Source organism: Pseudonocardia sp. HH130629-09 (assembly GCF_001294645.1).
In the GTDB taxonomy this organism is placed as follows: domain Bacteria; phylum Actinomycetota; class Actinomycetes; order Mycobacteriales; family Pseudonocardiaceae; genus Pseudonocardia.
This window is the reverse complement of sequence record NZ_CP011868.1, coordinates 4,764,663-4,788,680: the sequence shown is the minus strand read 5'-3', so window position 1 is coordinate 4,788,680 and position 24,018 is coordinate 4,764,663. Positions and strand designations below refer to the sequence as shown.

Sequence of the window (24,018 nt, the reverse complement as noted above, 5' to 3'; positions counted from 1 at the left end):
AGTGGGGGTCCTCGAATGTCATCGGTTCCGGCAGATGCTGGTCAACAGAGTGGCGAGAACGACGTGGAGCCGTCCGTACTGCGGAGGGCGGTCGCCGCGTCGGCGATCGGGAACGCGACGGAATGGTTCGACTACGGCATCTACGCCTACCTGACCGTCGAACTGACGAACACGTTCTTCCCGGGCGAACTGGGTTACCTGGGAACGCTGCTGGGCTTCGCGATCTCCTTCATCCTGCGGCCGCTCGGCGGCTTCGTCTGGGGGCCGCTCGGGGACCGCATCGGCAGGCAGAAGGTCCTGTCGATGACGATCATCCTGATGGGCGTCGCGACGTTCCTGATCGGCGTCATCCCGTCCTACGCGACGATCGGCTGGGCCGCCCCGGCGCTGCTGTTCCTGCTGCGGATCATCCAGGGCTTCTCGACCGGCGGTGAGTACGGCGGCGCCGCCACGTTCATGGCGGAGTACGCGCCGGACCGGAAGCGCGGGTTCTGGGGCAGCTTCCTGGAGTTCGGCACCCTGGCCGGCTTCACGCTCGCGGTGCTGGTCGTCTTCGGCCTGGAGACCGCGATCGGCGAGCAGGCCATGCTCGACTACGGCTGGCGCATCCCGTTCATGATCGCCTTGCCGCTGGCGATGATCGGCCTCTACATCCGGACCAAGCTCGAGGACACCCCGGTGTTCCGTGACCTGGAGGCCGCCGGCGAGTCCGAGTCCGCCGCGACCGGCGCGCTCAAGGACCTCCTCGTCCGCTACTGGCAGCCGATCCTCGCGCTGTTCGGCCTGGTCATCGCGCTGAACGTCATCAACTACACGCTGCTGACCTACATGCCGACCTACCTGCAGACGACGCTGTCGATGGACTCGGCGAGCGCCGACACGGTCGCCGTGGTCGGCCAGGTCGTGATGATGCTGCTGATCCCCTTTGCGGGGGCGCTGTCGGACCGGATCGGCCGCAAACCGTGCTGGTGGATCTCGCTGGTCGGCATATTCGTGCTGGCGATCCCGATGTACATGCTGATGGCGGTGAGCGTGCCGCTGGCGATCCTCGGGTTCACCGTGCTCGGGCTGATCTACCTGCTCCAGCTCGGGACGATCTCCGCGACGTTCCCGGCGATGTTCCCGACCCACGTCCGCTTCGCCGGCATGGCGATCTCCTACAACGTGGCGACGGCGGCGTTCGGCGGCACCGCGCCGCTGATCAACGAGTCGGCGATCGAGGGCACCGGCGACGTCCTGTTCCCGGCCTACTACATGATGGGCGCCTGCGTGATCGGCATGATCGCGCTCTACTTCGTCATCGAGACGAGGGGCGTGTCGATCTCCGGCCGGGAGATCCCCGGGCTCGCCGAGCACCGCGCACGGCAGGCCGCGAAGACCGCTTCCTGAGCCGGAGCGCCGGTCCACACCGGGCCCGTCCCCGACGGGGACGGGCCCGGTCGGTGTCAGGGCAGGGACCAGCCGTGTGGCAGCGGCACGTGGCCGTCCCGCGCCGCGGTCCACACCCAGGCCCAGCACACGGTGCCGTCGTCGAGAACCACCCGGGACCGCGCGTAGTCCGGGCCCTCGTAGGCGTCGAGCGCGGCCAGCGCGGTCTCCGGGTCGGCCAGCTCGACGACCCAGCCGGGCCCCCCGTCGCCGGTGTCGAGGGTCAGCGCGGGGTACCCGCGGCCGGTGTCGGCGACCGCGCCGGTCGGCAGCACCACCGGCTGGGGCAGCACGTCGGAGGCGTGCCCGCGCAGCATCCCGAAGGCCCGGCGACCGGGCATGAGGGTGCCGTAGACGAACACCCGTGACGGCCACTGCTCCGGCACGGGTACGCCGTCGACGGTCGTGGCGTCGAGACCGTCCGGGCCGGGTGCCCCGGACAGCGCGACGGCCCCGGCCTGGGCGAGGTCGGCGCAGCGGACCGGGGCCCCGTCGACGTGCAGCGGACGGCGGTCGGTGCGGGCGTCGCCGGTGGGGACCTCCGGGGCGAGGTAGGCCCACGGCCGGCCCAGCACCCCGGCGGCGTCGACGAGCGTGATCCGCCCGGTCGCGACCCGGGCCAGCCGGTAGCGCGGCGGGTCGGCGTCGCGGCCCTCGACGGCGTCGAGCGCGGCGAACTGCTCCGGTGCGACCAGCCACACGGTGTGCTCCTCGACCGCCCCGCCGACGGCGGCGAGGGTGGCCGGGCGCTGGTCGTCGACGACCCGGCGGCCGGCCGACCAGACCGCCGCCAGGCCCTCGGTGCGCACCCGCAGCACGACGACCGGTCCGGTCAGCCCGCGGGCCTCGCGCATCCAGGAGATCTTCGACGGGCAGGCGTTCGAGCCGTAGGCCAGCAGCGGTACCCGCCCGGCCATCGGCGGCGCGTTCCGTCCGGCGAGCGCGTCGTCGAGACAACGACCGTCGACCCGCCATCCCGAGGGCGTCGACGGGTCGGCCGTCAGGGGGTGGGTGCGGCCGTCGACATGCAGGAACGAGCACGGCGGCCGGGCACCCGGATAGGGGTCCGCGGGGAACGCGGAGTCCGGCCAGGGTGCGGTGATGTCCGTTCCCGTCATGGGCACGGACCGTAGATCAACAGCCCCGGGGGTCAGCGGGGGCGTCCGGGTACCGCCGTCGCAGCAGCGCCGTGGCCACGGCGGACAGCACCAAGGCCGACAGCGCGGCCGCCACGACGATCGCCACGGTCGAGGTGCCCGCGGGCAGCATTGTGGACGGCCAGAGTACGGAGACCAGAACGATCAGGCCACCGACCGCGCCGCGCACCAGGGCCGGGGTGCCGTCGGGGAACACGAACAACCGTCGGAGTAGTGCCATGGACCGACGGTAGGGGCCGAACGGGGGTGCCGCAGCCCTGGACGGACCTCACCGCGCGCCGACGTCTGCCCTGTGCGACGGCCGCTACCGGGCCATCCCCGCACCCTCCGGCGTCGCGATGCCGTAGCCGCGGATCTTCCGGTAGATCGTCGCCCGGCTCATCCCGAGCCGGCGTGCCGCCTCGGCCTTGTTGCCGTCGGCGTCGAGCAGGGCGTCGACGATGGCGTCGCACTCGATCGACTCCAGTGGGGTCAGTACCCGCCGGGCCAGCACCCGCGTCTCCGGTGGCAGGTCCTCCAGCCGGATCACCCCGGTCCGGCGACGGCTCACGACCTTGCGCAGCACCTGGTAGAGCTGCTCGACGTTGCCCGGCCACCGGTGGCGCATGAGCACCCGCAGGGCCTCCGGCGCACAGGTCAGGTCGGCGCCGCGGGTCAGCCGGGCGAGCAGATAGGGCACCAGCTCGGCGACGTCCTCCACGTGGTGGCGCAGCGGCGGGACCTCGATGGTGCGCGGGAAGCAGTCCAGCAGCGACGCCAGCTCGGGCGAGTCGGTCGTCCGGGAGCTGCCGCGGGTCGCGACGACCCAGGCCCGCTCCGGGTCGGTCGACTCGCGGTGCGGCTCCAGCACGTCGGCGAGCGCCGCCGCGGCGGCCGGGGGCAGCCGGTCGACCTCGCGCAGCACCAGCGTCCCGCCGCCTCCGTCGAGCTCGTCGGTCACCTCGGAGAACCAGCGCGGGCCCACGTCGCCGGCGTCGAGCACGCGGACGTGCCCGGCGGGGGAGTGGAGGTGGTGGGTGGCGCGGGCCAGCGTGGTCCGGCCGGAGCCGGGCTCGCCCTGCAGCACCAGCCACTCGTTGGTGCGGAAGTGCCGGTCCACGGCCTGGGCGCACTTGGTCCACAACGCCCCCGAGCCAACGGCGGTCGGCAGCGCGGTGGTGATCGTCGGGGTCGCGGAGCCGCGGCCGACGGTCTCGCGGTGGGTCAGGCTCACCTGCAGGATGCCGCCCGCCGAGCCCGCCTCGTTCCAGCTGGGTCGGCACTGCATGCGCGCGGTCGCCCCGCTCGGCAGGTCGACGACGAGCTGGCGGTTGCGCCCGGCCCGCAGCGCGTCGGTCGCCCCGGCCAGCAGCGGGGCCTGGTCGCCGGGGGCGATGAGCTCGCGGGCGCGGTCGTTCATCATCACGAGGTCGTCGCCGACGGCGAGCACCGCGGAGTCGCCTCCGTGCTGGACCGCGGTCAGGTAGTCGTGCAGCAGCGTCAGCTCGTGCCGCCCGGACGCGGCGAGCAGCGCCTCCTCGATGCGGCGGGCCGTCGTCGCGGCGGTGGCGACCATCAGCGCGTTCGCCTCGGTCCGCCAGCAGGTCAGATCGATGACGCCCAGGATCTTGCCGGTGACCGGGTGCCGGATCGGAGCGCCGGCGCAGGCCAGGTCCTCCAGGTGATCGACGAAGTGCTCGTGCCCGAACACCTCGGTCGGCCGCCTGCCCTCCAGCGCGGTGCCGATGCCGTTGGTGCCGACGTGCTGCTCGGCGTAGGAGAAACCGGGGACGAGCCACACCCGGTCCAGGTGCTGACGCAGCGCGGAGTCACCGGTCCGGCGGTCGAGGACGACACCGTCGGAGTCGCACAGGATGAGGCTGACCGGCTCGGTGGCGAACTGGTCGCACAGCTCGGAGACGATCGGGGTGGCCGCCCGTACCAGGGGGCTGTCGGTCTCGCGGCCGACCTCGGGCAGGTCGATGGAGTCCGGTGCCACGTCGCTGTCCCGCGACCGGATCCAGGACGCCAGGATCGGTGGGCGGACCGCGTCCTCACGCATCTGCTCGTGGTGCAGGAACGCCTCGCGGGCCGCAGCGATCCGTTTGGCCGCGGTGCTGGTGGCGGTCCTGGACACGGGTGTGGGCGCCGAGCCGGTGGCGGAGACGTCAGATCCGTCCCCGGGCTGTCGCGGGCGCGGCGTCGGCCGGCCCGCCCGGGTGGCGCCCTGCGCGCCGTCGGGCAGGGGTCTCACATACGGCCTCCTTGCCAGTGTCGAGCTCGGGACACGACCACCGGGGATCCGCGTGCGACAGCGGTGACCTGCCCGGATCCCGTGGCCACGGCGACGGTACGCGCCGTGAGAGCAAGATCACCACAGGTGGCGGGGCGGAAGAGTCTCATATTGAGACCTCGAATGCCTGCCGGACCATGTGTGATTCGCAGCACGGAAGACGGGCGGCACCGGCGCCGCGGCATCCACCCACGTCACCGGGTCGTCCGACCTCCGCGTTCGACCACGACATCGGGCTACCCGCGCTCGCCCGCTGATCCGACCACAACCCACCACCGTGAGGAGACGACGTGAGTCGGCAGAGTTTGGCGAAGGCTCACCAGAAGATCCAGGAGCTTTCCTGGGAGCCGCAGTACCACGAGCCGTACATGAAGTACGGAACCGACTACACCTTCAAGAAGGCGGCGAAGAAGGACCCGCTCAAGCAGGTCCTGCGCTCGTACTTCCCGATGGAGGAGGAGAAGGACCACCGCGTCTACGGCGCCCAGGACGGTGCCATCCGCGGCAACATGTTCCGGCAGGTGCAGGAGCGCTGGCTGGAGTGGCAGAAGCTCTTCCTGTCGATCATCCCGTTGCCGGAGATCTCGGCGGCGCGCTCGATGCCGATGCTGTTCCACGTGGTTCCGAACCCGGAGCTGCACAACGGCCAGGCGATCCAGATGATCGACGAGGTTCGGCACAGCACGATCCAGCAGAACCTCAAGCGCCTCTACATGAACAACTACATCGACCCGGCGGGCTTCAACAACTCGCTGCGGAACTTCCAGTCGGACTACTGCGGCACGATCGGCCGCCAGTTCGCCGAGGGGTTCATCACCGGTGACGCCATCACCGCCGCGTCGATCTACCTGACCATCGTCGCGGAGACCGCGTTCACGAACACCCTGTTCGTGGCGATGCCGGCCGAGGCGGCAGCCAACGGCGACTACCTGCTGCCGACGGTGTTCCACTCGGTGCAGTCCGACGAGTCGCGGCACATCTCCAACGGCTACGCCACGCTCCTGATGGCGCTGTCGGACGAGGACAACCGCCAGCTGCTCGAGCGCGACCTGCGCTACGCGTGGTGGAACAACCACCGCGTCGTCGACGCCGCCATCGGCACCTTCATCGAGTACGGCACGAAGGACCGTCGCAAGGACCGCGAGTCCTACGCGGAGATGTGGCGCCGCTGGATCTACGACGACTACTACCGCAGCTACCTGCTGCCGCTCGAGAAGTACGGCCTGGTGATCCCGCACGACCTGGTCGAGGAGTCCTGGAACCAGATCTGGAACAAGGGCTACGTCCACGAGGTCGCGCAGTTCTTCGCCACCGGCTGGTGCGCCAACTACTGGCGCATCGACGGCATGACCGACACCGACTTCGAGTGGTTCGAGTACAAGTACCCGGGCTGGTACGACCGGTACGGCAAGTGGTGGGAGAACTACAACCGCCTCGCCAAGCCGAACGGTCACCACGCCATCGTGGCCGAAGACGTCGACTACGTGTACCCGCACCGCTGCTGGACCTGCATGGTCCCGTGTCTGGTGCGCGAGGACATGGTCGTCGACAAGGTGGACGGCCAGTGGCGCACGTACTGCCACGAGGTCTGCCGCTGGACCGACGCCGAGGCCTTCCGGCCCGTGTACCAGGGTCGCGAGACCCCGAACATGGGCAAGCTCGTGGGTCACCGCGAGTGGGAGACGCTCTACCACGGCTGGAACTGGGCCGACGTCATCCAGGACATGGGCTTCGTCCGTGACGACGGCAAGACGCTGACCGCTCAGCCGCACCTCGATCTCGACCCGAAGAAGATGTGGACGCTGGACCACATGCGGCGCATGCCGCACCTGGCCAGCCCCAACGTCATCCTCAACGAGATGAGCGACGCCGAGCGCGAGGCGTTCGTGGCGGACTACAACCGCCAGGGGCCGGGAGGCCGGCCCGCGCCCACCGACGCCTGAGCGCGGGTCAGGCGAGGGGAGAGGGTTCCCGTCACTCCATGACGGGGCTCTCTTCCCGCGGCCCGGCCGGGGGGTCGTCTTCCCCGGCCGGGTCACCCCGGGACCCCTGTCCGTCGGGCGGGGCCCGGGGCGACGCCTGCCCACGTCTGTCCGATTGGTCTTTTTTCTCACGCCATTCGTCACGCCAAGAGAGGTGGTCTGCGCTCGTGGGCGACAAACACGTCGTGCGGTTCGAGCCCGTCGGCATCGAGATCGAGGTCGACGAGGACCAGAACATCCTCCGTGCCGCGGCCGAGCAGGGCGTCCAGCTCATGCACGGTTGCAAGGAGGGCCAGTGCTCGGCCTGCAAGTCCTTCGTCCTGGAGGGCGAGGACATCGAGTACGACAGCTACTCGACGTTCGCGCTGCCGGACTACGAGAAGGACGAGGGGCACACCCTGCTGTGCCGGGCTCACGCCTACGAGGACCTGGTCATCGAGCTGACCAACTACGACGAGGAGATCATCCGCTCCGGCCTGCCCCTCACCAAGGGCGTGGTCGAGGTGGTGTCGGTCGAGGCCGTCACCCACGACATGCGGCACCTGACCGTCAAGCTGGTCGAGCCGTCGGAGATCAAGTTCTTCCCCGGGCAGTACATGGACCTCGTCTGCCCCGGGACCGAGGAGAGCCGCTCGTTCTCCATGGCCAACACCCCGAACCGGGACGGCACCTACGAGTTCGTCATCAAGGTCTACCCGGGCGGGCTGTTCGGGACCTGGCTCGACGAGAAGGCCGCCCCCGGTGACCGGCTCGACGTCGAGGCGCCCTTCGGCACCTTCACCCTCCGGCAGAACCGCAGCTCGCCGATCGTCTTCGTCGGCGGTGGCGCCGGGATGGCGCCGGTGCTGGGCCTGCTCCGGGCGATGGCCGAGGGCGGGGTCGAACGACGGGCCACCTTCTACTACGGCGCGCGCACCGCGGCCGATCTCTGCTTCGAGAAGGAGATCGCCGAACTGGCGCCCCAGCTGGGCGGCTTCCGGTACGTCCCCGCCCTGTCCGACGTGGACGGCGGCGCGGACTGGGCCGGCGAGACCGGCCTGATCACGGAGGTGGTCAGGCAGAACGAGTCCGATCTGAAGGGAGCGGATGCCTACGTCTGCGGTCCCCCGCCGATGGTCGACGCGGCGATCGCGACGCTGACCCAGCTGGGTGTGAGTGAGACCAACATCTTCTACGACAAGTTCACCACGACCGGTGAGCAAGAAGGCGAGGACGGACAGCAATGACTCAGTCCCCCACCACGCAGGACACGTCGTCCGGTTCGCAGCGCAGCGTTCCCAAGCCCGTCTTCACCGACGCGGAGGCCGGGGCGCGGGAGTTCCCCGACTCGAGCTCGAACGCGCGCCACTACAACTACTACAAGCCGGCGAAGCGCAAGCAGACGCTGTACGAGGACACCACCGTCGAGGTCCAGCCGGACCCGCGGCACTACCTCGCCCAGGGCTGGATCTACGGCTTCGCCAACGGCGAGGGCGGCTACCCGCTGCACTGGACGAAGCTGAAGGCATGGGGTGTCGACGAGCCCGAGCCCCAGCGCGGCATCGGCACCGGCGGCCTGCCGGTCGAGAACTGGCCGGCCCACGGCTGGCACGAGTTCCGCGACCCGAACGAGGAATGGGAGCAGAGCCTCTACCGGTACAACGCGAACGTCGTCCGCCAGCTCACCCAGAACATCGAGAACGCCCGCAACGCGAAGGCGTTCGAGCTCTGGAACCCGAACTGGATCCGCTTCGTCGAGCGCAACGTCGGGGCCTGGATGCACATCGAGCACATCCTCGGCCTCTACGTCTTCGCGTCCAACGAGCGGTCCGCGCCGACGAACATGCACAACACCGCGCTCGCCGCGAACTCCACCCGCAAGATCCGGTTCGCCCAGGACCTCGCGCTCTACAACCTGACGCTGTCCGAGGAGATCGACGGTTTCGACGGCACCGCCCACCTCGACGCGTGGGACAACGCTCCGGAGTGGCAGGGCGCCCGCAGGATGACCGAGGCCCTCACCGCGGTCCAGGACGACTGGGGCGAGGCGATCTTCGCGGCGAACTGCGTGTTCGAGCCCCTGGTCGGCGAGCTGTTCCGGTCGAACCTGGTCATGCAGTCCGCCGCCACCAACGGTGACTACGTGACCCCGACGGTCATGGGTGCCGGCGAGTTCGACTACGCCCAGCGCGACCTGCGCTGGTCGATCGCCTGCTTCGCGCCGCTCACCCAGGACCGCGAGTTCGCCGACCACAACCGGGAGCTCATGGGCGGCTGGCTCCGGACCTACGTGCCGCAGGCGCTGGAGGCCGCCCGGACCATGCAGCCGATGTGGTCCCAGTCGGACTCCAAGCCGCCGACGTTCGAGGACTCCCTCGACCGCGCCAAGAACCGGTTCGCCGGGATCTGCAGCGATCTCGGTCTCGACGTCCCCGAGGAGCTGAAGCAGTGACCAGCACGGACAGCCCGTTCAAGCAGGACAGCACCGCGTCGAACATGTGCGGATTCACGCTGATGAACAACCAGATCGGCGCGGTCATCGCGACGGTCCTGGACCGTCAGGACAACGTGACCGTGCAGCACCTGCCCTCGATGATCCGCGTCGACGGCACCGGCAAGTTCGAGCTCGACTACGAGGCGATGGACGAGGAGGCCGGCCAGGAGGAGGGCTGGTTCGACGCCGCCCAGTTCGAGGAGAACATGTCCACCCACTACGGGCGGATGGTCCACCTGGACGACAAGACGATCATGTTCGCCAATCCCGAGGACGCCGCCGAGTACATCGACTTCGACCTGAAGCCGGTGTAGGACCCGCTCCTCACCCGGATCGCACCGCCCGGGACGACGACCCGTCCCCGGCCCACCACGGTCGGCGACGGCCCGGGCGGTGCGTTCCACCCGCGCAGCGCGCCTCGACGGCGCCTCGGCTGCGCACGTTGATCCACACCCGCGCACCTGGACCGACTCTCTCCGGGAGGACCCACCATGGCCAAGGAACTCCGCTTCGGCGCCGAGGGCCGTCATCTGCTGCAGGCCGGCGTCGACCAGCTGGCCGAAGCCGTCAAGAGCACGCTGGGCCCCAAGGGCCGCAACGTCATCCTGGAGAAGATCACCGGCTCGCCCGAGGTCACGAACGACGGCGTCACCATCGCCCGCGAGATCCACCTGCGCGACCCCTTCGAGAACATGGGCGCCCAGCTGGTCAAGGAGGCGGCGGTCAAGACCAACGACACGGTCGGCGACGGCACCACGACCGCGACCGTCATCGCCCAGGCGATCGTCAAGCAGGGCATGAGCGCCATCGAGGGCGGTGGCAACCCGGTGCTGGTCAAGCGGGGCATCGACATCGCGGTCAACGCGCTCGTCGACCGCCTGCAGACGGTGTCGCACCCGGTCAGCACCGAGGAGGACTACGCCCGTGTCGCCTCCATCTCCGCCAACGACGACTACACGATCGGCGGGGTCGTCGCGAAGGCGCTGCACACCGTCGGCGACGACGGCGTCGTCACCGTCGACGACACCCCGCTGCCGGGTGTCTCGGTGGACTTCGTCGAGGACTTCGAGTTCGACAACGGCTACGTCTCGCCGTACATGGTGACCAACCCCGGCACGCTCGAGGCGATCGTCGACGACCCCTACATCCTCTTCACCGCGCACAAGATCAAGGACGTCCAGCAGATCATGCCGGTCCTGGACCGGATCATGCGCAACGACCGGCGCCCGCTCGTCATCGTCGCGGAGACCGTCGAGGGCACCGCCCTGCAGATGCTGGTCCACAACCACGTCAACGGGCACTTCCAGGCCGTCGCGATCAAGGCGCCGGGCTTCGGCGAGAAGCGCATCCACCTGCTGGAGGACATGGCCGCGCTCTGCGGCGGGCAGGTGCACTCCAAGAGCTCCTCGTTCTCGCTCGAGCAGATCGACGTCGAGCACCTGGGGCGCGCCGTGCAGGTGCGGGTCACCAGCGAGGGCACCACGATCATCGGCGGTGGCGGGGACAAGCAGAAGCTGGAGTACCGGCTGTCGCAGCTGCGTGCCGAGCTGGCCCGCGCGACCATCGGCACCGACGAGGACTTCTTCTCCGACCGCATCGCCCGGCTGTCCGGGAAGGCCGCGATCATCTCGGTCGGGGCACCGACCAACGCCGAGGCCCGCGAGATCCGCCACCGCGTGGACGACTCGCTGCAGGCGACCCGGGCCGCGGTGGCCGAGGGCATCGTCGCCGGTGGCGGCGCGGCGCTGCTGCACGCCGAGCCCGCCCTCGACGAGCTGGACGTGACCGGGGACTACCGGATCGGCGTCGAGATCGTCCGGCAGGCGCTCACCGAGCCCGTGCACCTCATCGCCTCCAACGCGGGCTACGACGGCGACGAGGTGGTCAAGCAGGTCACCACCATGGGCGTCGACGAGGGCTTCGACGCCCTGGAGGGCCGCTACGGGGACATGGTCGAGATGGGCATCATCGACCCGCTGCGGGTCGTGCGCTCCGCCCTGCAGAACGGCGCCTCGGTCGCCGGTCTGATCCTCACCACCAACTCCCTGGTGGCCGAGGAGGTCACGCCCTGGAACAAGGCCCTCATGACCGAGTTCGGCCAGCTCGACGAGGGCATCCCGCAGCCCAGCCCGGACTCGAGCACACCCCAGTCGATGGGGCTCGGCCCGTCGGTCGGGTAGGTACCGGCCAGCCCGGTCACAGGGAACCCAGGGGAGCGGCCCGGCACGCGCTGCGCGTGCCGGGCCGCTCCGCGACAGTGGAGAGGTGGTCGTCGTGGACCGGTGCTGCCCAGCGCCCCCGGGGCGTGGTGGTCTCCCGGCGGTCGTGGACGCCCAGGTGCACGGCTGGGACGGCAGGCCGCACAACCAGTCGGGCCCGGCGGGGGAGCAGTTCGTCGCCGACCTGCTGCACCGCCACCGGATGGTCGACCCCTCGCCGCGGCCGCTGTCGGCGGACGCGTTCGAGCTGGTCACCCCACAGGCACTGGCCGCGCACGTGCTGTCCGCGGTGGACCGCGCGGTGCTGGTCCCTGCCGGGTTCGAGGACCTGTTCGTTCTCGGGTTCGCCGCGCCTGCCTGGCACGCCGAGCTCGCCGCCGAGCACCCCGGTCGGCTCGCGCTCGCCGGCGAGCTCGACCCCGCCGACCGGGCCCGCGCCCGTGGCATCGGGGCCCGGGTCGGTCGCGACGGTCTGCGCGCGCTGACCGTGCTGCCCGCCCGTCGTCCGGAGACCGCGCTGTCCCTGCGAGCACCGTGGCTGCGACGGACCCTGATCCGGGCGGAGCATGCCGGCGCCGGGGTGGTTCACATCGGGATCGCACCGACCGCGCGACCGTCGCGCGCGGCACCGGACTGGGCGCACGCGGGCGTCGTGGCCGAGGGGGAGGCGGCTCCGCGGCCCCGGTGGCCGGAGTGGGCCGAGCCGGTCCGCGCCGGGTCCGCCCTGCCGGTGCGGGTGCGCAGCGCGGGGCCGCTGCCGGCCGGGGCCGTCGACGTCACCGAGGTCGCCGCGCTGGCCACGGCCCTGCCCAAGATCCGGTTCGTGGTGGGCGCCGCCTGCGCCCCGACCGCGTCGCTGATCCGGCTGGCCCGCGTGCCGAACGTCTACGTGCTGCTCACCGACCTGCTGATCGCGTTGCGGCGACACCGGGTGCCGGCCGCGGAGGCGCTCGGCGAGCTGCTGGCCGCCTACGGCCCGGACCGGCTGATGTTCGGCAGCGGCTACCCGCTGGTGCGTCCGGCGCGGCTGATCCGCGACCTCATGACCTTCCGCTACCCCGACGAGCTGCGCGGACGGTTTCCCGAGCTCGACGACGACGTGCGCGCCGCCCTGCTCGGCGGTACCGCAGCGCGGGTACACGGGTTCGACCTCGGCTGCGCCACGCCCCGCACCGGCCCGCGCCGCAGGGGCGCGCTGAGCCCCACCTGAATGCAGCACAGGCAAGCCTAAGTTCGTGTCCTAGCATTCCGCCGGACGAGCGGAAGGAACGGACATGGGACTGACCCGGCGACAGATGCTCCTGGGGACGCTGGCAGCGGCCGGTGGCGCCGCCCTGGCCGGGTGTGGCGGGGGCGGCAGGTCGGAGACCGGTACCGGTGCCGCGACGGGGAGCGCCGGTTTCCCGGTGACGATCGAGGGCAAGCTCGGTGCGGCGACGATCCCACAGGCCCCGCAGCGCGTGGTGTCCGTGGGCTACACCGACCACGACGCGATCCTCGCGCTCGGGGTGGCGCCGGTGGCGGCCCGCTACTGGTACGGCGACGAGAAGGTCGTCGTGCAGCCGTGGGCCCAGGCAGCCGCGCAGGCGGTGGGCGCGGCACCGGCGGTCCTGAACATGTCCTCCATCGAGCCCGAGAAGATCGCAGCACAGCGCCCCGACCTGGTGATCGGTCTCTACTCCGACCTCGATGCCCAGAGCTATCCGGTGGTGAGCGCCGTCGCACCGACCGTCGGCCCACCGCGGGGGTTCGACGACTACGGCGCACCGTGGCAGGAGTACACCCGCGAGACCGGGCGGGCGCTGGGCAAGGAGGCCGAGGCCGAGAAGCTGGTCGCCGACCTGGAGGCCAGGTTCGTCGCCACCCGCGACGCCGATCCACAGTGGAAGGGGCGCTCGGTCGTCGTCGCGAGCCGCAGCGCGGACAAGATCAGCGTGTTCTCCTCGCAGGACCCCCGCTCACGGTTCTTCACCGAGCTGGGGTTCACCGTGCCGCCGCGGATCGACCAGCTGGCCGCGGGCAAGTTCTACACCGAGTTCAGCTTCGAGCAGGCGAGCGAGCTCGACCACGACCTCATCGTCTGGGACCAGCTGTCGTTCACCCCCGGCGGTAAGGCGACGGTCGTCGGGGATCCGCTGCTGTCGCGGTTGCCCGCGATGCGCGACGGGCGCACCGTGTTCCTGGAGGGGGCGACCGAGCTGGCCTTCGCCTGGCAGACCGTGCTCAGCCTCCCGTCCGTGCTCGACGCGGTCGTCCCCGAGCTGCAGCGGGCGATTCCGAAGGCCTGACCCGCTCCCGTCGGGGTGGGGCGTGGCCCGGCCCCGGGGCCCGCCCTGCCACGCGACGCTCCTGCCGTGGCGTCGCTCCGGGGCCTCGTGGCGGTGGTCAGGCGCGACGACGGCGGACGGCCGGGGTGAGCAGGAACAGCACCGCGGCCGTCGTGCCGAAGGCGGCGGCGAAGCCGAAGGGCTCGGCGATCGCGCCGAGCCCGGTCGCCCCCAGGCCGGTCCCGGCGTCGTAGGCGATGTTCCAGACGGCGCTGGCCGGGCCGTAGTGCAACGGCCCGGCGGCGGCGAACAGGGCGACCATGGCGTCGTTCTGCACGAGCCCGAACCCGGCGCCGACGGCGGCCGCCCCCGCCACCAGCAGGACCGACGCGAACGGAGCGGCGAGTACCCCGAGCAGCCCGACCGTGGCGCACGCGGTCCCGACCGGCAACAGGGCGCCGGGACGTCCGCTGCGGTCGGTGAGGGTGCCCGCGACGCCGCGGCCGAGCAGCGCCCCGAGCGCAGTGGCGAACAGCGCGGCGGGCACCGCGACCGTCGCCCCTGGCGCGACGAGCGGGGCGAAGGTGATCACGCCGCCCTGCGCGGTGGAGCAGCCCAGCATGGCGAGCACCGGCGCGGCGGGGAGTCGCCTGCGGGGCTCGCGGGGGTGCGGGACGGCGTCGTCACGGCGGGGTGCGGGGGCTCGCCGTGGCCCCCGCACGAACGCCACCACCAGCGCCCCGGCGACCGGGGTGATCCCGGCGAGCAGGAACACGCCGGTGAACCCCAGCGCGTCGACGACCGCGACGCCCGCTGGCAGGAACAGCAGCTGGGGCAGGCCGACCGCGTAGCCGTAGCGCGCCGCCGCGCGACCGTGTGCGGACGGCTCGACCAGCTCCGCGACGAGTGCGCTCCCGGCGACCGTGGCCATCCCGAACCCGAGCCCACGGACGGCGGAGATCGCCAGCACCGGACCGAGGTCGGCGGTCAGCGCGAGCAACGGCGTCGGGAGACCGAGCAGCAGCGACCCCACGACCAGCACCGGACGGTGCCCGACCCGGCGCAGCATCGCGGGCACCAGCAGCTGGGTGCCGACGGTGGCCGCCATCAGTACGCCCGTGCTCAGCCCCGCTCCGAACTCGCCGGAACCGCCCCGGGACACCCACAGCGGGACGACCGGCAGCAGCAGGGCGTACCCGCCGAACGCGAGCGCGGTCGAGGCGAGGAGCAGACGGAACGGGAGCGACGACAGCGAGCGGGGCACGCCCCACCGTGTCAGACGCACGCGTCGCGGCGCGTCCCGCGCCCTGGCTCTGCGCTGTCCTCGTTCCGCGCTGTCTGCTCGACCGGTCGCCGAGATGCAGCTCAGCGGGATCCGTGACTCGTCCGAGCCCGCTGAGCTGCATCTCGGCGTAGGAACCGCTGCGGCCCGGCCCCCTCGGAGTGTGGGGCCGGGCCGCAGCGGGGGTGTCGTGTGTGTGGGGTCAGGATCCGTTGCGGATCCATTCGTCGAGGTGGGGTGCTTCGTCGCCGATGGTGGTGGGGTCGCCGTGTCCGGTGCGGATGCGGGTGTCGGCGGGGAGGGTGAGCAGGGTGGTGCGGATGGATTCGATGATGGTGTCGAAGTTGGAGTAGGAGCGTCCGGTGGCGCCGGGTCCGCCGTGGAACAGGGTGTCGCCGGTGAACACGATGCCGAGTTCGGGTGCGTAGAGGCAGGACGAGCCCGGTGAGTGGCCGGGGGTCTGCAGCACCCGCAGGTCGATCCCGCCGGCGGTCAGGGTCTGCCCGTCGGACAGTTCCTGGTCGGGTGTGCGGTCGGGCCAGGTCATGTCCCACAACACGTGTTCGGCGGGGTTGAGCAGGATCGGCGCGTCGAAGTGGTCGGCGAGGGTGGGTGCTTGGTTGATGTGGTCGTCGTGGGCGTGGGTGCACACGATCGCCTTGACCGTCCGGTCCCCGACGGCGGCGGTGATGGCGTCGGCGTCGTGGGCGGCGTCGATGACGAACACTTCGCGGTCGTCGCCGATGATCCAGACGTTGTTGTCGACGTCGAAGGATCCGCCGTCGAGGTTGAACGTGCCGGAGGTGACGACGTGATCGATCGGGGAGTCGGTCGGGGCCATCAGAGGATCACGACCGAACGCAGGACGTCACCGGAGTGCATCTTGTCGAAGGCGGTTTCGATGTCGTCGATGCCGATGGTTTCGGTGACGAACTTGTCGAGGGGGAAGCGGCCTTGCAGGTAGAGGTCGATGTAGGTGGGGAAGTCGCGTGAGGGTAGGCAGTCGCCGTACCAGGAGGATTTGAGGGCGCCGCCGCGGCCGAAGTAGTCGATGAGCGGGATCTGGGGGGCGTTGAGGTCGGGGGTGGGGACGCCGACGAGGACGACGGTGCCGGCGAGGTCGCGGGCGTAGAAGGCCTGTTTGTAGGTTTCGGGTCGTCCGACGGCGTCGATGACGACGTCGGCGCCGTTGCCGTCGGTCACGGACTGGATGTAGTCGACCGGATCCTGTTCTGTGGCGTTGACGGTGTGGGTGGCGCCGAACTCTTCGGCCCACTTCAGCTTCCGGGGGTCGGTGTCGACGGCGATGATGGTGGTGGCGCCGGCGAGCTTGGCGCCGGCGATGGCGGCGTCGCCGACGCCGCCGCAGCCGATGACGGCGATGGAGTCGCCGCGCTCGACCTGCCCGGTGTTGATTGCGGCGCCGAGGCCGGCCATGACGCCGCAGCCGAGCAGGCCCGCGGCTTGGGGGTCGGCGTCGGGGTTGACCTTGGTGCATTGTCCGGAGTGGACGAGGGTCTTCTCGATGAAGGCGCCGATGCCGAGGGCGGGGGACAGTTCGGTGCCGTCGGTCAGGGTCATCTTCTGTGACGCGTTGTGGGTGTCGAAGCAGTACTGGGGCTTGCCCTTCTTGCAGGCCCGGCACTGTCCGCAGACGGCGCGCCAGTTGAGGACGACGTAGTCGCCGGGGGCGATGTGGGTGACGCCGTCGCCGACGGTTTCGACGATGCCGGCGGCTTCGTGGCCGAGGAGGAAGGGGAACTCGTCGTTGATGCCGCCGAGCTTGTAGTGCAGGTCGGTGTGGCAGACCCCGCAGGCCTGGATCTTCACCACGGCCTCACCGGGGCCGGGATCGGGGACGATGATCGTCTCGACGGTGACCGGCTCACCCTTGGCCCGGGCCACGACGCCGCGTACCTGCTGTGCCATAACTCGTACTCCCACTCGTCCTCGATGCCGTCCGCTCGGGACGCATGCTCGGATGGCGACTCTGGCATGGGTGACCGGACGGTGCCAGGTCGGCTCCGGCTCTGCAACAGGTGTTCGGCATGTGGGGAACAGAACGGCCCCGGCCCACGGATCGCGTGGGCCGGGGCCGTCCCGGGTGGGCTCAGAAGTCGAAGTCGCCGCCCATGTCGAACCCGCCGCCGTCGTCGAAACCGGGGTCCTCGGCGGGCGGCTCCTCGGCCGGGGGCTCCTCGGCCGCGGCCACGTCCTCACCGGCACCGGCGTCGTCGAACATCGCTCCCGCGATCGCCGTGCCGATGAAGGCACCGGCGACACCGGCCAGCAGCGACCCGGCGATCATGCCGCCCATGCCGGGCCCGCGGCCACCGCCCAGCGACCGCTCCATGGTGCCGGGGTTGCGCATCTCCGCGCGGGTCGCCATCCTCGCCAGCTCCTGCGGATCGGTCGAGCGGGCCCGCTCGGCCTCGGGCACCTGTCCGCCGACGTCCTCGAGCACCTTCTGCCGCTGCTCGGGTGTCAGCTTCGCGAACGCCTCCGCGTGCGCCTGCTCCACCTGCTCGGGCGGTGCGGTGCGGAGCATGTAGCGGTAACGCTCGATCGCCTGCTGGTCGGGGTCCTGCTGCTGCGGTGCCGCGCCGAACCCCTGCTGCGGCGTCGGGCCGGGCCCCTGCGGCCCCGCACCCCCGAAGCCCTGCTGCGGCTGTGCCTGCGCGCCTCCGGTGAGGCGCTCCTTGAGCTTGTCGAGCAGACCCATCTGCGGGTGTCCTCCTGCGTTCCGGTTCGAGTCCGGTTCCCGCCCGATCCGGACGGACCGGGCACACCGGTCGTAACGTACGACCGTCACGGTGAGTTCCCCGCCCGCGCCGTCGTCGCATCGCCTACGGTCGGGGACCGTGACGACCGCGCCGCCGCCCGTGCCCGCCCTCGCACTCGGCGCCGTCGCCGGGAAGGGACGCCCCGGCGGCTCGCGCATCGCCTGCCCGCTGCCCGACGGCGGTCTGCTCGACGTCGGCTCGCTCGCCACCGCGCAGCGCGGCCCGTACCCGGACCTGCTGACCGCACCCGACCTGACCCGGCTGCTCGACGCCGGCGCCCCGGCCTGGCGCGAGGTCGTCGAGTGGCTGCGCGAGTGGCGCGCGGACCACGAGCGGGCCGCCGCGCACCGCCTGCCCGACGAGGGACTGGTCCCGGTGCTGCCCTTCGCCGTCGCCGACTACGTCGACTTCTACGCCTGCGAGCAGCACGCGCGGAACGCCGGACTGATCTTCCGCCCGGACGCCCCGAACTCGCTCACCCCGAACTGGCGACGGATGCCGGTCGGGTACCACGGCCGCTCCGGCACGGTCCGGGTCACCGGCATCCCGGTCGCGCGTCCGTCGGGACAGCGCGGGCCCGAGGACTTCGGCCCCTGCGCCACACTCGACTTCGAGGCGGAGCTCGGCTTCGTCCTGGGCGGACCGGCTCCGGGACCGGTCGGGATCGACGCCGCCGCCGACCACGTCTTCGGCGTCGTGCTGCTCAACGACTGGTCCGCCCGCGACATCCAGTTCTTCGAGTCCCGCCCGCTCGGCCCCCACCTGGGCAAGTCGTTCGCGACGTCGATCTCGGCCTGGGTGACCCCGCTCGACGAGCTGTCCGCGGCCCGGGTCCCGCTGCCCGTGCACGACCCCGCGTCGCTGCCCTACCTCACCCCGACCGGCCCCGCGCTCGGCCTGGACCTCGACCTCGCCGTGCACCTCAACGGGGAGCTGATCGCGTCCCCGCCGGCGAGGGACCTGTACTGGTCCCCTGAACAGATGGTGGCCCACCTGACCTCGGGCGGGGCCGGGCTGCGTGCCGGTGACCTGCTCGGCTCGGGCACGATCTCCGGTGCGGAGCGCCGGGAGTTCGGCTCGATGCTGGAGCTGTCCTGGAACGGCCGTGACCCGGTCGCGCTCCCCGGTGGTGCCTCACGCACCTGGCTGGAGGACGGCGACGAGGTCGTGATGACCGCGACCGCGCCCGCCCGCGACGGTGGCCGGATCGCCCTCGGCGAGGTCCGCGGCCGGATCCGCGGCACCTGACCGGATCAGGGCCGCAGTGGCATCAGCGGCTCGGGGTCGCCGAGCGCGTTGTGGATCAGCGCCGGGATCTCCTGCTTGCCGCTGCCGTCGACGGCGATCACCACGTAGACGGTGCGGCAGTCGCAGGTGACGGTGCGCTCGCCGGTGTCGTCGAGGGTGCGGACCTGGAAGTCGAGCGCGAAGCTGGTCCGGCCGATCCGCGCCGTCGACACCGCGACGACGACGTCCTCGCCCCACCCGACCCCGGCCCGCCAATCGAGCTCGGTGTGGACGAGCTGGATGTCGTAGCCGGCGTCGAGCATCGCCCGGTAGGTGAGGCCGCGGTGCTCGAGGAACTCGGTCATCGCCTCGTCGAACCAGGCGAGGTACCAGGCGTTGAACACCACACCCTGGGCGTCGACCTCGTGGTAGCGCACCCGGACCGGGAACTCGAAGCTCGCCATGGACCGATGCTACGACCGGCTCGTCGCGGTCACCCCTCCTGACGGTCGGCCGCGGCGCGGCCGGAGTCGACGCGTTCGCGGATGGCCCGGTTGACCGCACGCCCGAACGCGGCGACGACGCCCTGCACGGTGATCGGCTTGAGCCGGGAGAACGCGGCGGCCAGCCGTCGTCGCTCCTCGGCGGGGCGGCCGCGGTCCCGGTAGGGCTGCAGGACCTCCTCCTGGAACAGCGTCATCAGGTCCTCCGCGAGCGCGGAGGTGTGCCGCTCGATGAGGTCGTGCGAGCGCTTCCACAGTTCCGGGGGAAGGCCCGCGTCCAGCGCCTGCAGTGCCGAAGCGAGCGCGACCATCCCGTGCAGCCGCACGGAGTCCGGTCCCGCGTCCGGCAGCCGGGTCAGGGCGCCGAGCTGCTCCAGGGTGGTGACCTCGTCGTCGGACAGACGACGCCCGGCGCGGCGGTCCAGGCCGGCGCGGTCGAGCTCCTCGTCGACCTCGGGCAGCCAGGGGGTGAGCAGTGCCCGCTGCAGGGCCAGCTCCTCCGGCGCGGTCTCCAGCGGCACCTGTTCCAGCTGCCGCTCGATCGCGGCCAGTGTGAACCCGAGTCCGGTGAGCTCGCCGATCAGCTCCAGCCGGGCGCGGTGCGCCGCGTCGTAGAGGCCGGTGCGGCCCCGCAGCCGGGGCGCCGGGATGAGCCCCTTGCCAGCGTAGAAGCGGATGGTGCGCACCGAGATGCCGGTCCGCTCGGCGAGCTGGTCGACGGTGAGCAGCTCGGGGGAGCCGTCGTCGGTCGAGGCATCGGTGGCGGCGGACATGACCGCAGGTTACGGGCCGGGCGTCCTATGCGACAGTGGTGGTGTGACATGGTCGCTGTCACGTTCTTCGACGGCCATCTTGACCCATGTGACAGTGCTGCTGTAACAAAAGCTACTAGTAAGTAGGGGCAGTGCCGCCCGGCCGCCCCGGCGCCGACCACCCACGAGAGGTTCGGATGAGCGAGATCCCCGAGGCCTACATCTACGACGCGATCCGCACACCCCGCGGCCGGGGCAAGGCCTCCGGTTCGCTGCACGAGGTCAAGCCGATCTCGCTGGTGACCGGCCTGATCGACGCGGTCCGCGAGCGGAACCCGCAGCTCGACACGAACACCATCGACGACCTGGTACTCGGTGTCGTCTCGCCGATCGGCGACCAGGGCGGTGACATCGCCAAGACCGCCGCGATCGCGGCCGGGCTGCCCGACACCGTCGCCGGTGTGCAGCTCAACCGGTTCTGCGCGTCCGGCCTGGAGGCCGTGAACACCGCGACCCAGAAGGTCCGCTCCGGCATGGAGGAGCTCGTCCTCGTCGGTGGCGTCGAGGCCATGAGCCGCGTGCCGATGGGCTCCGACGGTGGCGCCTGGGCGATGGACCCCGACACCAACTACCGCACCGGTTTCGTGCCGCAGGGCATCGGCGCCGACCTCATCGCCACCCTCGAGGGCTGGTCCCGCGAGGACGTCGACACCTTCGCCGTGGAGTCGCAGACCCGTGCGGCCAAGGCGTGGGCCGACGGCCGCTTCGCGAACTCGATCGTCCCGGTCAAGGACCGCAACGGGGTGACCGTCCTCGACCGCGACGAGCACATCCGGGCCGGCGCCACCGTCGAGACGCTCGGTGGGCTCAAGCCCTCGTTCGAGATGATGGGCCGCGACGGCGGGTTCGACGCGGTGGCGCTGCAGAAGTACCACTGGATCGAGAGGATCGACCACGTCCACCACGCGGGCAACTCCTCCGGCATCGTCGACGGCGCCGCGCTGACCCTGATCGGCACCGAGGCGGCCGGGAAGGCCAACGGCCTGACCCCGCGGGCCCGCATCGTGGCCACCGCGCTGTCCGGCGCGGACCCGACCATCATGCTCACCGGCCCGGCGCCCGCCGCCCGCAAGGCGCTGGCCAAGGCCGGGCTGTCGGTCGGCGACATCGACCTCTTCGAGATCAACGAGGCCTTCGCGGCCGTCGCCCTGCGTTTCATGCGCGACATGGACATCTCGCACGACATCACCAACGTCAACGGCGGCGCCATCGCCATGGGCCACCCGCTGGGTGCCACCGGCGCGATGATCCTCGGCACCCTCGTCGACGAGCTGGAGCGCCGTGACCTGCGCCGCGGCCTGGCCACGCTCTGCGTGGGCGGCGGCATGGGCATCGCCACCATCGTCGAGCGCGTCTGAATCTCCCGGAATCTCGGAAGGACTGAACAGCAGTGAGTGAGCAGAAGGCCGTCCGCTGGGAGAAGGACGCCGACGGCATCGCCGTCGTCACCCTCGACGATCCCGCCAGTAGCGCCAACACCATGAACGACGCCTACCGCGACGCCATGCGGGAGGTCGTCGACGACCTGGTGAAGCACAAGGACGACATCGTCGGTGTCGTCATCACCTCGGCCAAGAAGACCTTCTTCGCCGGCGGCAACCTGGACCAGCTCATCGCGGCCGGCCCCGACGACGCCGAGCAGATCCTCACGATGGTCGCCGAGGTCAAGGAACAGCTGCGCACGCTGGAGACCTTCGGTCGTCCGGTCGCGTCCGCCCTGGTGGGCGCGGCGCTCGGCGGGGGCCTGGAGATCGCGCTGGCCACCCACCACCGGGTCGGTGTCGACGTCAAGGGCGTGGTCTACGGCCTGCCCGAGGTCAGCCTCGGCCTGCTGCCCGGCGGTGGCGGCGTCACCCGCGTCACCCGCATGCTGGGCATCGCGAACGGTTTCATGAACGTCCTCGCGCAGGGCCAGCGGCACAAGCCGGCCAAGGCGCTGGAGCTGGGCCTGATCGACGAGCTCGCGGCCACCCGCGAGGAGGCGTTCGACAAGGCCCGCGCCTGGGTGCTCGCCAACCCCGAGCACACCACCCAGCCCTGGGACCGGCCGAAGTACAAGATCCCCGGCGGCACGCCGTCGAACCCGTCGCTCGCGTCGATCCTGCCCGCGTTCCCGGCGAACCTGCGCAAGCAGCTCAAGGGCGCGCCGATGCCGGCGCCGCGCAACATCCTCTCCGCGGCCGTCGAGGGCAGCCAGGTCGACTTCGACACCGCGCTCAAGATCGAGGGCCGCTACTTCGCGGAGCTCGTCACCGGCCCGGTTGCGAAGAACATGATCAAGGCGTTCTTCTTCGACCTGAACGCGATCAACGGCGGCAAGTCCCGCCCCAGCGCGCCGGAGAAGTGGCAGCCCACCAAGGTCGCGGTGCTCGGCGCCGGGATGATGGGTGCGGGCATCGCCTACGTCTGCTCCCTCGCCGGCTGGGAGGTCGTCCTCAAGGACGTCTCGAAGGAGGCCGCCGAGAAGGGCAAGGCCTACTCCCAGGGGCTGGTCGAGAAGGGCGTCGCGCGCGGGAAGACCACGCAGGAGAAGGGCGACGCGCTGCTCGGCCGGATCCTGCCGACCGACGACTACGCCGACCTCGCCGGCTGCGACGTCGTCATCGAGGCCGTGTTCGAGTCCGTGGAGCTGAAGCAGGAGGTGTTCCGCGAGGCCGCGAAGTACATCAACGCCGACGCGCTGCTGTGCTCGAACACCTCGACGCTGCCGATCACCGAGCTGGCCAAGGGGGTCGACCGCCCGGACGACTTCATCGGTCTGCACTTCTTCTCGCCGGTCGACAAGATGCCGCTGGTCGAGATCATCAAGGGTGAGCGGACCGGCGACGAGGCACTGGCCAAGGCGTTCGACCTGACCCTAGGGATCAAGAAGACCCCGATCGTCGTCAACGACTCCCGTGGGTTCTTCACCAGCCGGGTCATCGGCACCTTCATCAACGAGGGCGTCGCGATGATCGCCGAGGGCATCGACCCGCAGACGATCGAGCAGGCGTCGTCGCAGGCCGGCTACCCGGCCCCGGTGCTGCAGCTGATGGACGAGCTGACCCTCACGCTGCCGCGCAAGATCCGCGAGGAGACGAGGAAGGGCGTCGAGGCCGCCGGCGGCACCTGGACCCCGCACCCGTCCGACCCGGTGGTCGACCGGCTCGTCGACGAGTTCGACCGCAAGGGCAAGAGCTCCGGCGCCGGGTTCTACGAGTACGAGAACGGCAAGCGCACCCGCCTCTGGCCGGGCCTGCGCGAGCAGTTCGGTGCGACGAACCACGACGTCGACCTGCACGAGCTGTCCGAGCGCATGCTGTTCATCGAGTCGATCGAGACCGTGAAGTGCGTCGACGAGGGCGTGCTGACCACCGTCGCCGACGCCAACATCGGCTCGATCTTCGGCATCGGCTTCCCGGCCTGGACCGGTGGCGTGCTGCAGTACATCGAGGGCTACCCCGGTGGCCCGGCCGGCTTCGTGGCCCGCGCCGACGAGCTCATGGCCAAGTACGGCGAGCGCTTCGAGGTCCCGCAGTCCCTGCGTGACCGCGCGGCGAAGGGGGAGTCGGCCACCGCGGCCGCCTGACCCCGCCCGACACCGACCCCCGCCGGCCCCTCGCCGGCGGGGGTC

General features: G+C 71.1%; 20 protein-coding genes. 11 read left to right on the top strand and 9 right to left on the bottom strand.

Features of this window, described 5'->3' with window-relative positions:
- The first annotated feature begins 63 nt into the window (after window positions 1-63).
- The gene (locus XF36_RS22170) at window positions 64-1,389 is read left to right on the top strand and encodes an MFS transporter (protein WP_238588985.1); all 1,326 of its coding nucleotides are present in this window, start codon (window positions 64-66) and stop codon (window positions 1,387-1,389) included.
- Window positions 1,390-1,445: 56 nt separating this feature from the next.
- Here XF36_RS22170 and XF36_RS22165 read toward each other — a convergent pair whose 3' ends face one another.
- The 3 genes from XF36_RS22165 to XF36_RS22155 all read right to left on the bottom strand — a co-directional run bounded on the left by XF36_RS22165 (window position 1,446) and on the right by XF36_RS22155 (window position 4,701).
- Window positions 1,446-2,546 carry a gamma-glutamylcyclotransferase family protein gene (locus tag XF36_RS22165; protein ID WP_082375585.1) on the bottom strand — a complete coding sequence of 367 codons (1,101 nt, stop codon included), beginning with the start codon at window positions 2,544-2,546 and terminating at the stop codon, window positions 1,446-1,448.
- 16 nt (window positions 2,547-2,562) lie between these two features.
- Window positions 2,563-2,805 (bottom strand): hypothetical protein, encoded by a 243-nt coding sequence (locus tag XF36_RS22160; protein ID WP_145981458.1) that lies wholly within the window; start codon window positions 2,803-2,805, stop codon window positions 2,563-2,565.
- An 84-nt stretch (window positions 2,806-2,889) separates the two neighbouring features.
- Entirely contained in the window at window positions 2,890-4,701 is a 1,812-nt protein-coding gene (locus XF36_RS22155) for a sigma-54-dependent Fis family transcriptional regulator (RefSeq protein WP_060713451.1), read from the bottom strand.
- Window positions 4,702-5,162: 461 nt separating this feature from the next.
- Between XF36_RS22155 and XF36_RS22150 the strand changes: the two genes are divergently transcribed.
- The 7 genes from XF36_RS22150 (at window position 5,163) to XF36_RS22120 (ending at window position 13,819) form a co-directional block, all read left to right on the top strand.
- Window positions 5,163-6,800: a methane monooxygenase gene (locus XF36_RS22150; protein WP_043276429.1), complete on the top strand. Its 1,638-nt coding sequence runs from the start codon at window positions 5,163-5,165 to the stop codon at window positions 6,798-6,800.
- Between the two features lie 206 nt (window positions 6,801-7,006).
- Entirely contained in the window at window positions 7,007-8,065 is a 1,059-nt protein-coding gene (locus XF36_RS22145) for an FAD-binding oxidoreductase (protein ID WP_060713450.1), read from the top strand.
- Window positions 8,062-9,270, top strand: coding sequence for a toluene hydroxylase (locus XF36_RS22140; RefSeq protein ID WP_060713449.1), 1,209 nt, complete (start codon window positions 8,062-8,064; stop codon window positions 9,268-9,270). The genes XF36_RS22145 and XF36_RS22140 overlap by 4 nt, the downstream gene beginning before the upstream one ends.
- 44 nt (window positions 9,271-9,314) lie before the next feature.
- Window positions 9,315-9,626 carry a propane 2-monooxygenase effector subunit MimD gene (mimD, locus tag XF36_RS22135; RefSeq protein WP_051050022.1) on the top strand — a complete coding sequence of 104 codons (312 nt, stop codon included), beginning with the start codon at window positions 9,315-9,317 and terminating at the stop codon, window positions 9,624-9,626.
- 177 nt (window positions 9,627-9,803) lie between these two features.
- A complete protein-coding gene (groL, locus tag XF36_RS22130) occupies window positions 9,804-11,492 on the top strand; it encodes a chaperonin GroEL (RefSeq protein ID WP_060713448.1) in 1,689 nt (562 codons plus the stop codon).
- 145 nt (window positions 11,493-11,637) lie between these two features.
- Complete coding sequence (locus XF36_RS22125; RefSeq protein ID WP_060713447.1) at window positions 11,638-12,741, top strand: amidohydrolase family protein; 1,104 nt, start codon at window positions 11,638-11,640, stop codon at window positions 12,739-12,741.
- A gap of 64 nt (window positions 12,742-12,805) precedes the next feature.
- Window positions 12,806-13,819 carry an ABC transporter substrate-binding protein gene (locus tag XF36_RS22120; protein ID WP_060713446.1) on the top strand — a complete coding sequence of 338 codons (1,014 nt, stop codon included), beginning with the start codon at window positions 12,806-12,808 and terminating at the stop codon, window positions 13,817-13,819.
- A gap of 97 nt (window positions 13,820-13,916) precedes the next feature.
- Here the strand turns inward: XF36_RS22120 and XF36_RS22115 are convergent, their stop codons facing one another.
- The 4 genes from XF36_RS22115 to XF36_RS22100 form a co-directional block, all read right to left on the bottom strand.
- Entirely contained in the window at window positions 13,917-15,083 is a 1,167-nt protein-coding gene (locus tag XF36_RS22115) for an MFS transporter (protein ID WP_238588984.1), read from the bottom strand.
- A gap of 199 nt (window positions 15,084-15,282) precedes the next feature.
- Window positions 15,283-15,921: an MBL fold metallo-hydrolase gene (locus tag XF36_RS22110; RefSeq protein ID WP_060713444.1), complete on the bottom strand. Its 639-nt coding sequence runs from the start codon at window positions 15,919-15,921 to the stop codon at window positions 15,283-15,285.
- A complete protein-coding gene (locus tag XF36_RS22105) occupies window positions 15,921-17,009 on the bottom strand; it encodes an S-(hydroxymethyl)mycothiol dehydrogenase (RefSeq protein ID WP_060713443.1) in 1,089 nt (362 codons plus the stop codon). Before XF36_RS22105 ends, XF36_RS22110 begins: the two co-directional genes overlap by 1 nt.
- 181 nt (window positions 17,010-17,190) lie before the next feature.
- Window positions 17,191-17,802 carry a hypothetical protein gene (locus XF36_RS22100; protein WP_060713442.1) on the bottom strand — a complete coding sequence of 204 codons (612 nt, stop codon included), beginning with the start codon at window positions 17,800-17,802 and terminating at the stop codon, window positions 17,191-17,193.
- A gap of 139 nt (window positions 17,803-17,941) precedes the next feature.
- On the opposite strand from XF36_RS22100, the gene XF36_RS22095 reads away from it, so the two are divergent.
- Window positions 17,942-19,111, top strand: a complete 1,170-nt coding sequence (locus XF36_RS22095) for a fumarylacetoacetate hydrolase family protein (RefSeq protein ID WP_060713441.1) — start codon at window positions 17,942-17,944, stop codon at window positions 19,109-19,111.
- A gap of 5 nt (window positions 19,112-19,116) precedes the next feature.
- Here XF36_RS22095 and XF36_RS22090 read toward each other — a convergent pair whose 3' ends face one another.
- Together XF36_RS22090 and XF36_RS22085 are read right to left on the bottom strand one after the other, a co-directional pair.
- Window positions 19,117-19,554, bottom strand: coding sequence for an acyl-CoA thioesterase (locus XF36_RS22090; RefSeq protein ID WP_060713440.1), 438 nt, complete (start codon window positions 19,552-19,554; stop codon window positions 19,117-19,119).
- A gap of 29 nt (window positions 19,555-19,583) precedes the next feature.
- On the bottom strand, window positions 19,584-20,366 hold the full coding sequence (locus tag XF36_RS22085) for a MerR family transcriptional regulator (RefSeq protein ID WP_060713439.1): 783 nt from the start codon (window positions 20,364-20,366) through the stop codon (window positions 19,584-19,586).
- 176 nt (window positions 20,367-20,542) lie between these two features.
- On the opposite strand from XF36_RS22085, the gene XF36_RS22080 reads away from it, so the two are divergent.
- Together XF36_RS22080 and XF36_RS22075 are read left to right on the top strand one after the other, a co-directional pair.
- Entirely contained in the window at window positions 20,543-21,763 is a 1,221-nt protein-coding gene (locus tag XF36_RS22080; protein WP_202968430.1) for an acetyl-CoA C-acetyltransferase, read from the top strand.
- 32 nt (window positions 21,764-21,795) lie between these two features.
- On the top strand, window positions 21,796-23,973 hold the full coding sequence (locus XF36_RS22075; RefSeq protein WP_060713438.1) for a 3-hydroxyacyl-CoA dehydrogenase NAD-binding domain-containing protein: 2,178 nt from the start codon (window positions 21,796-21,798) through the stop codon (window positions 23,971-23,973).
- Window positions 23,974-24,018: the final 45 nt, after the last annotated feature.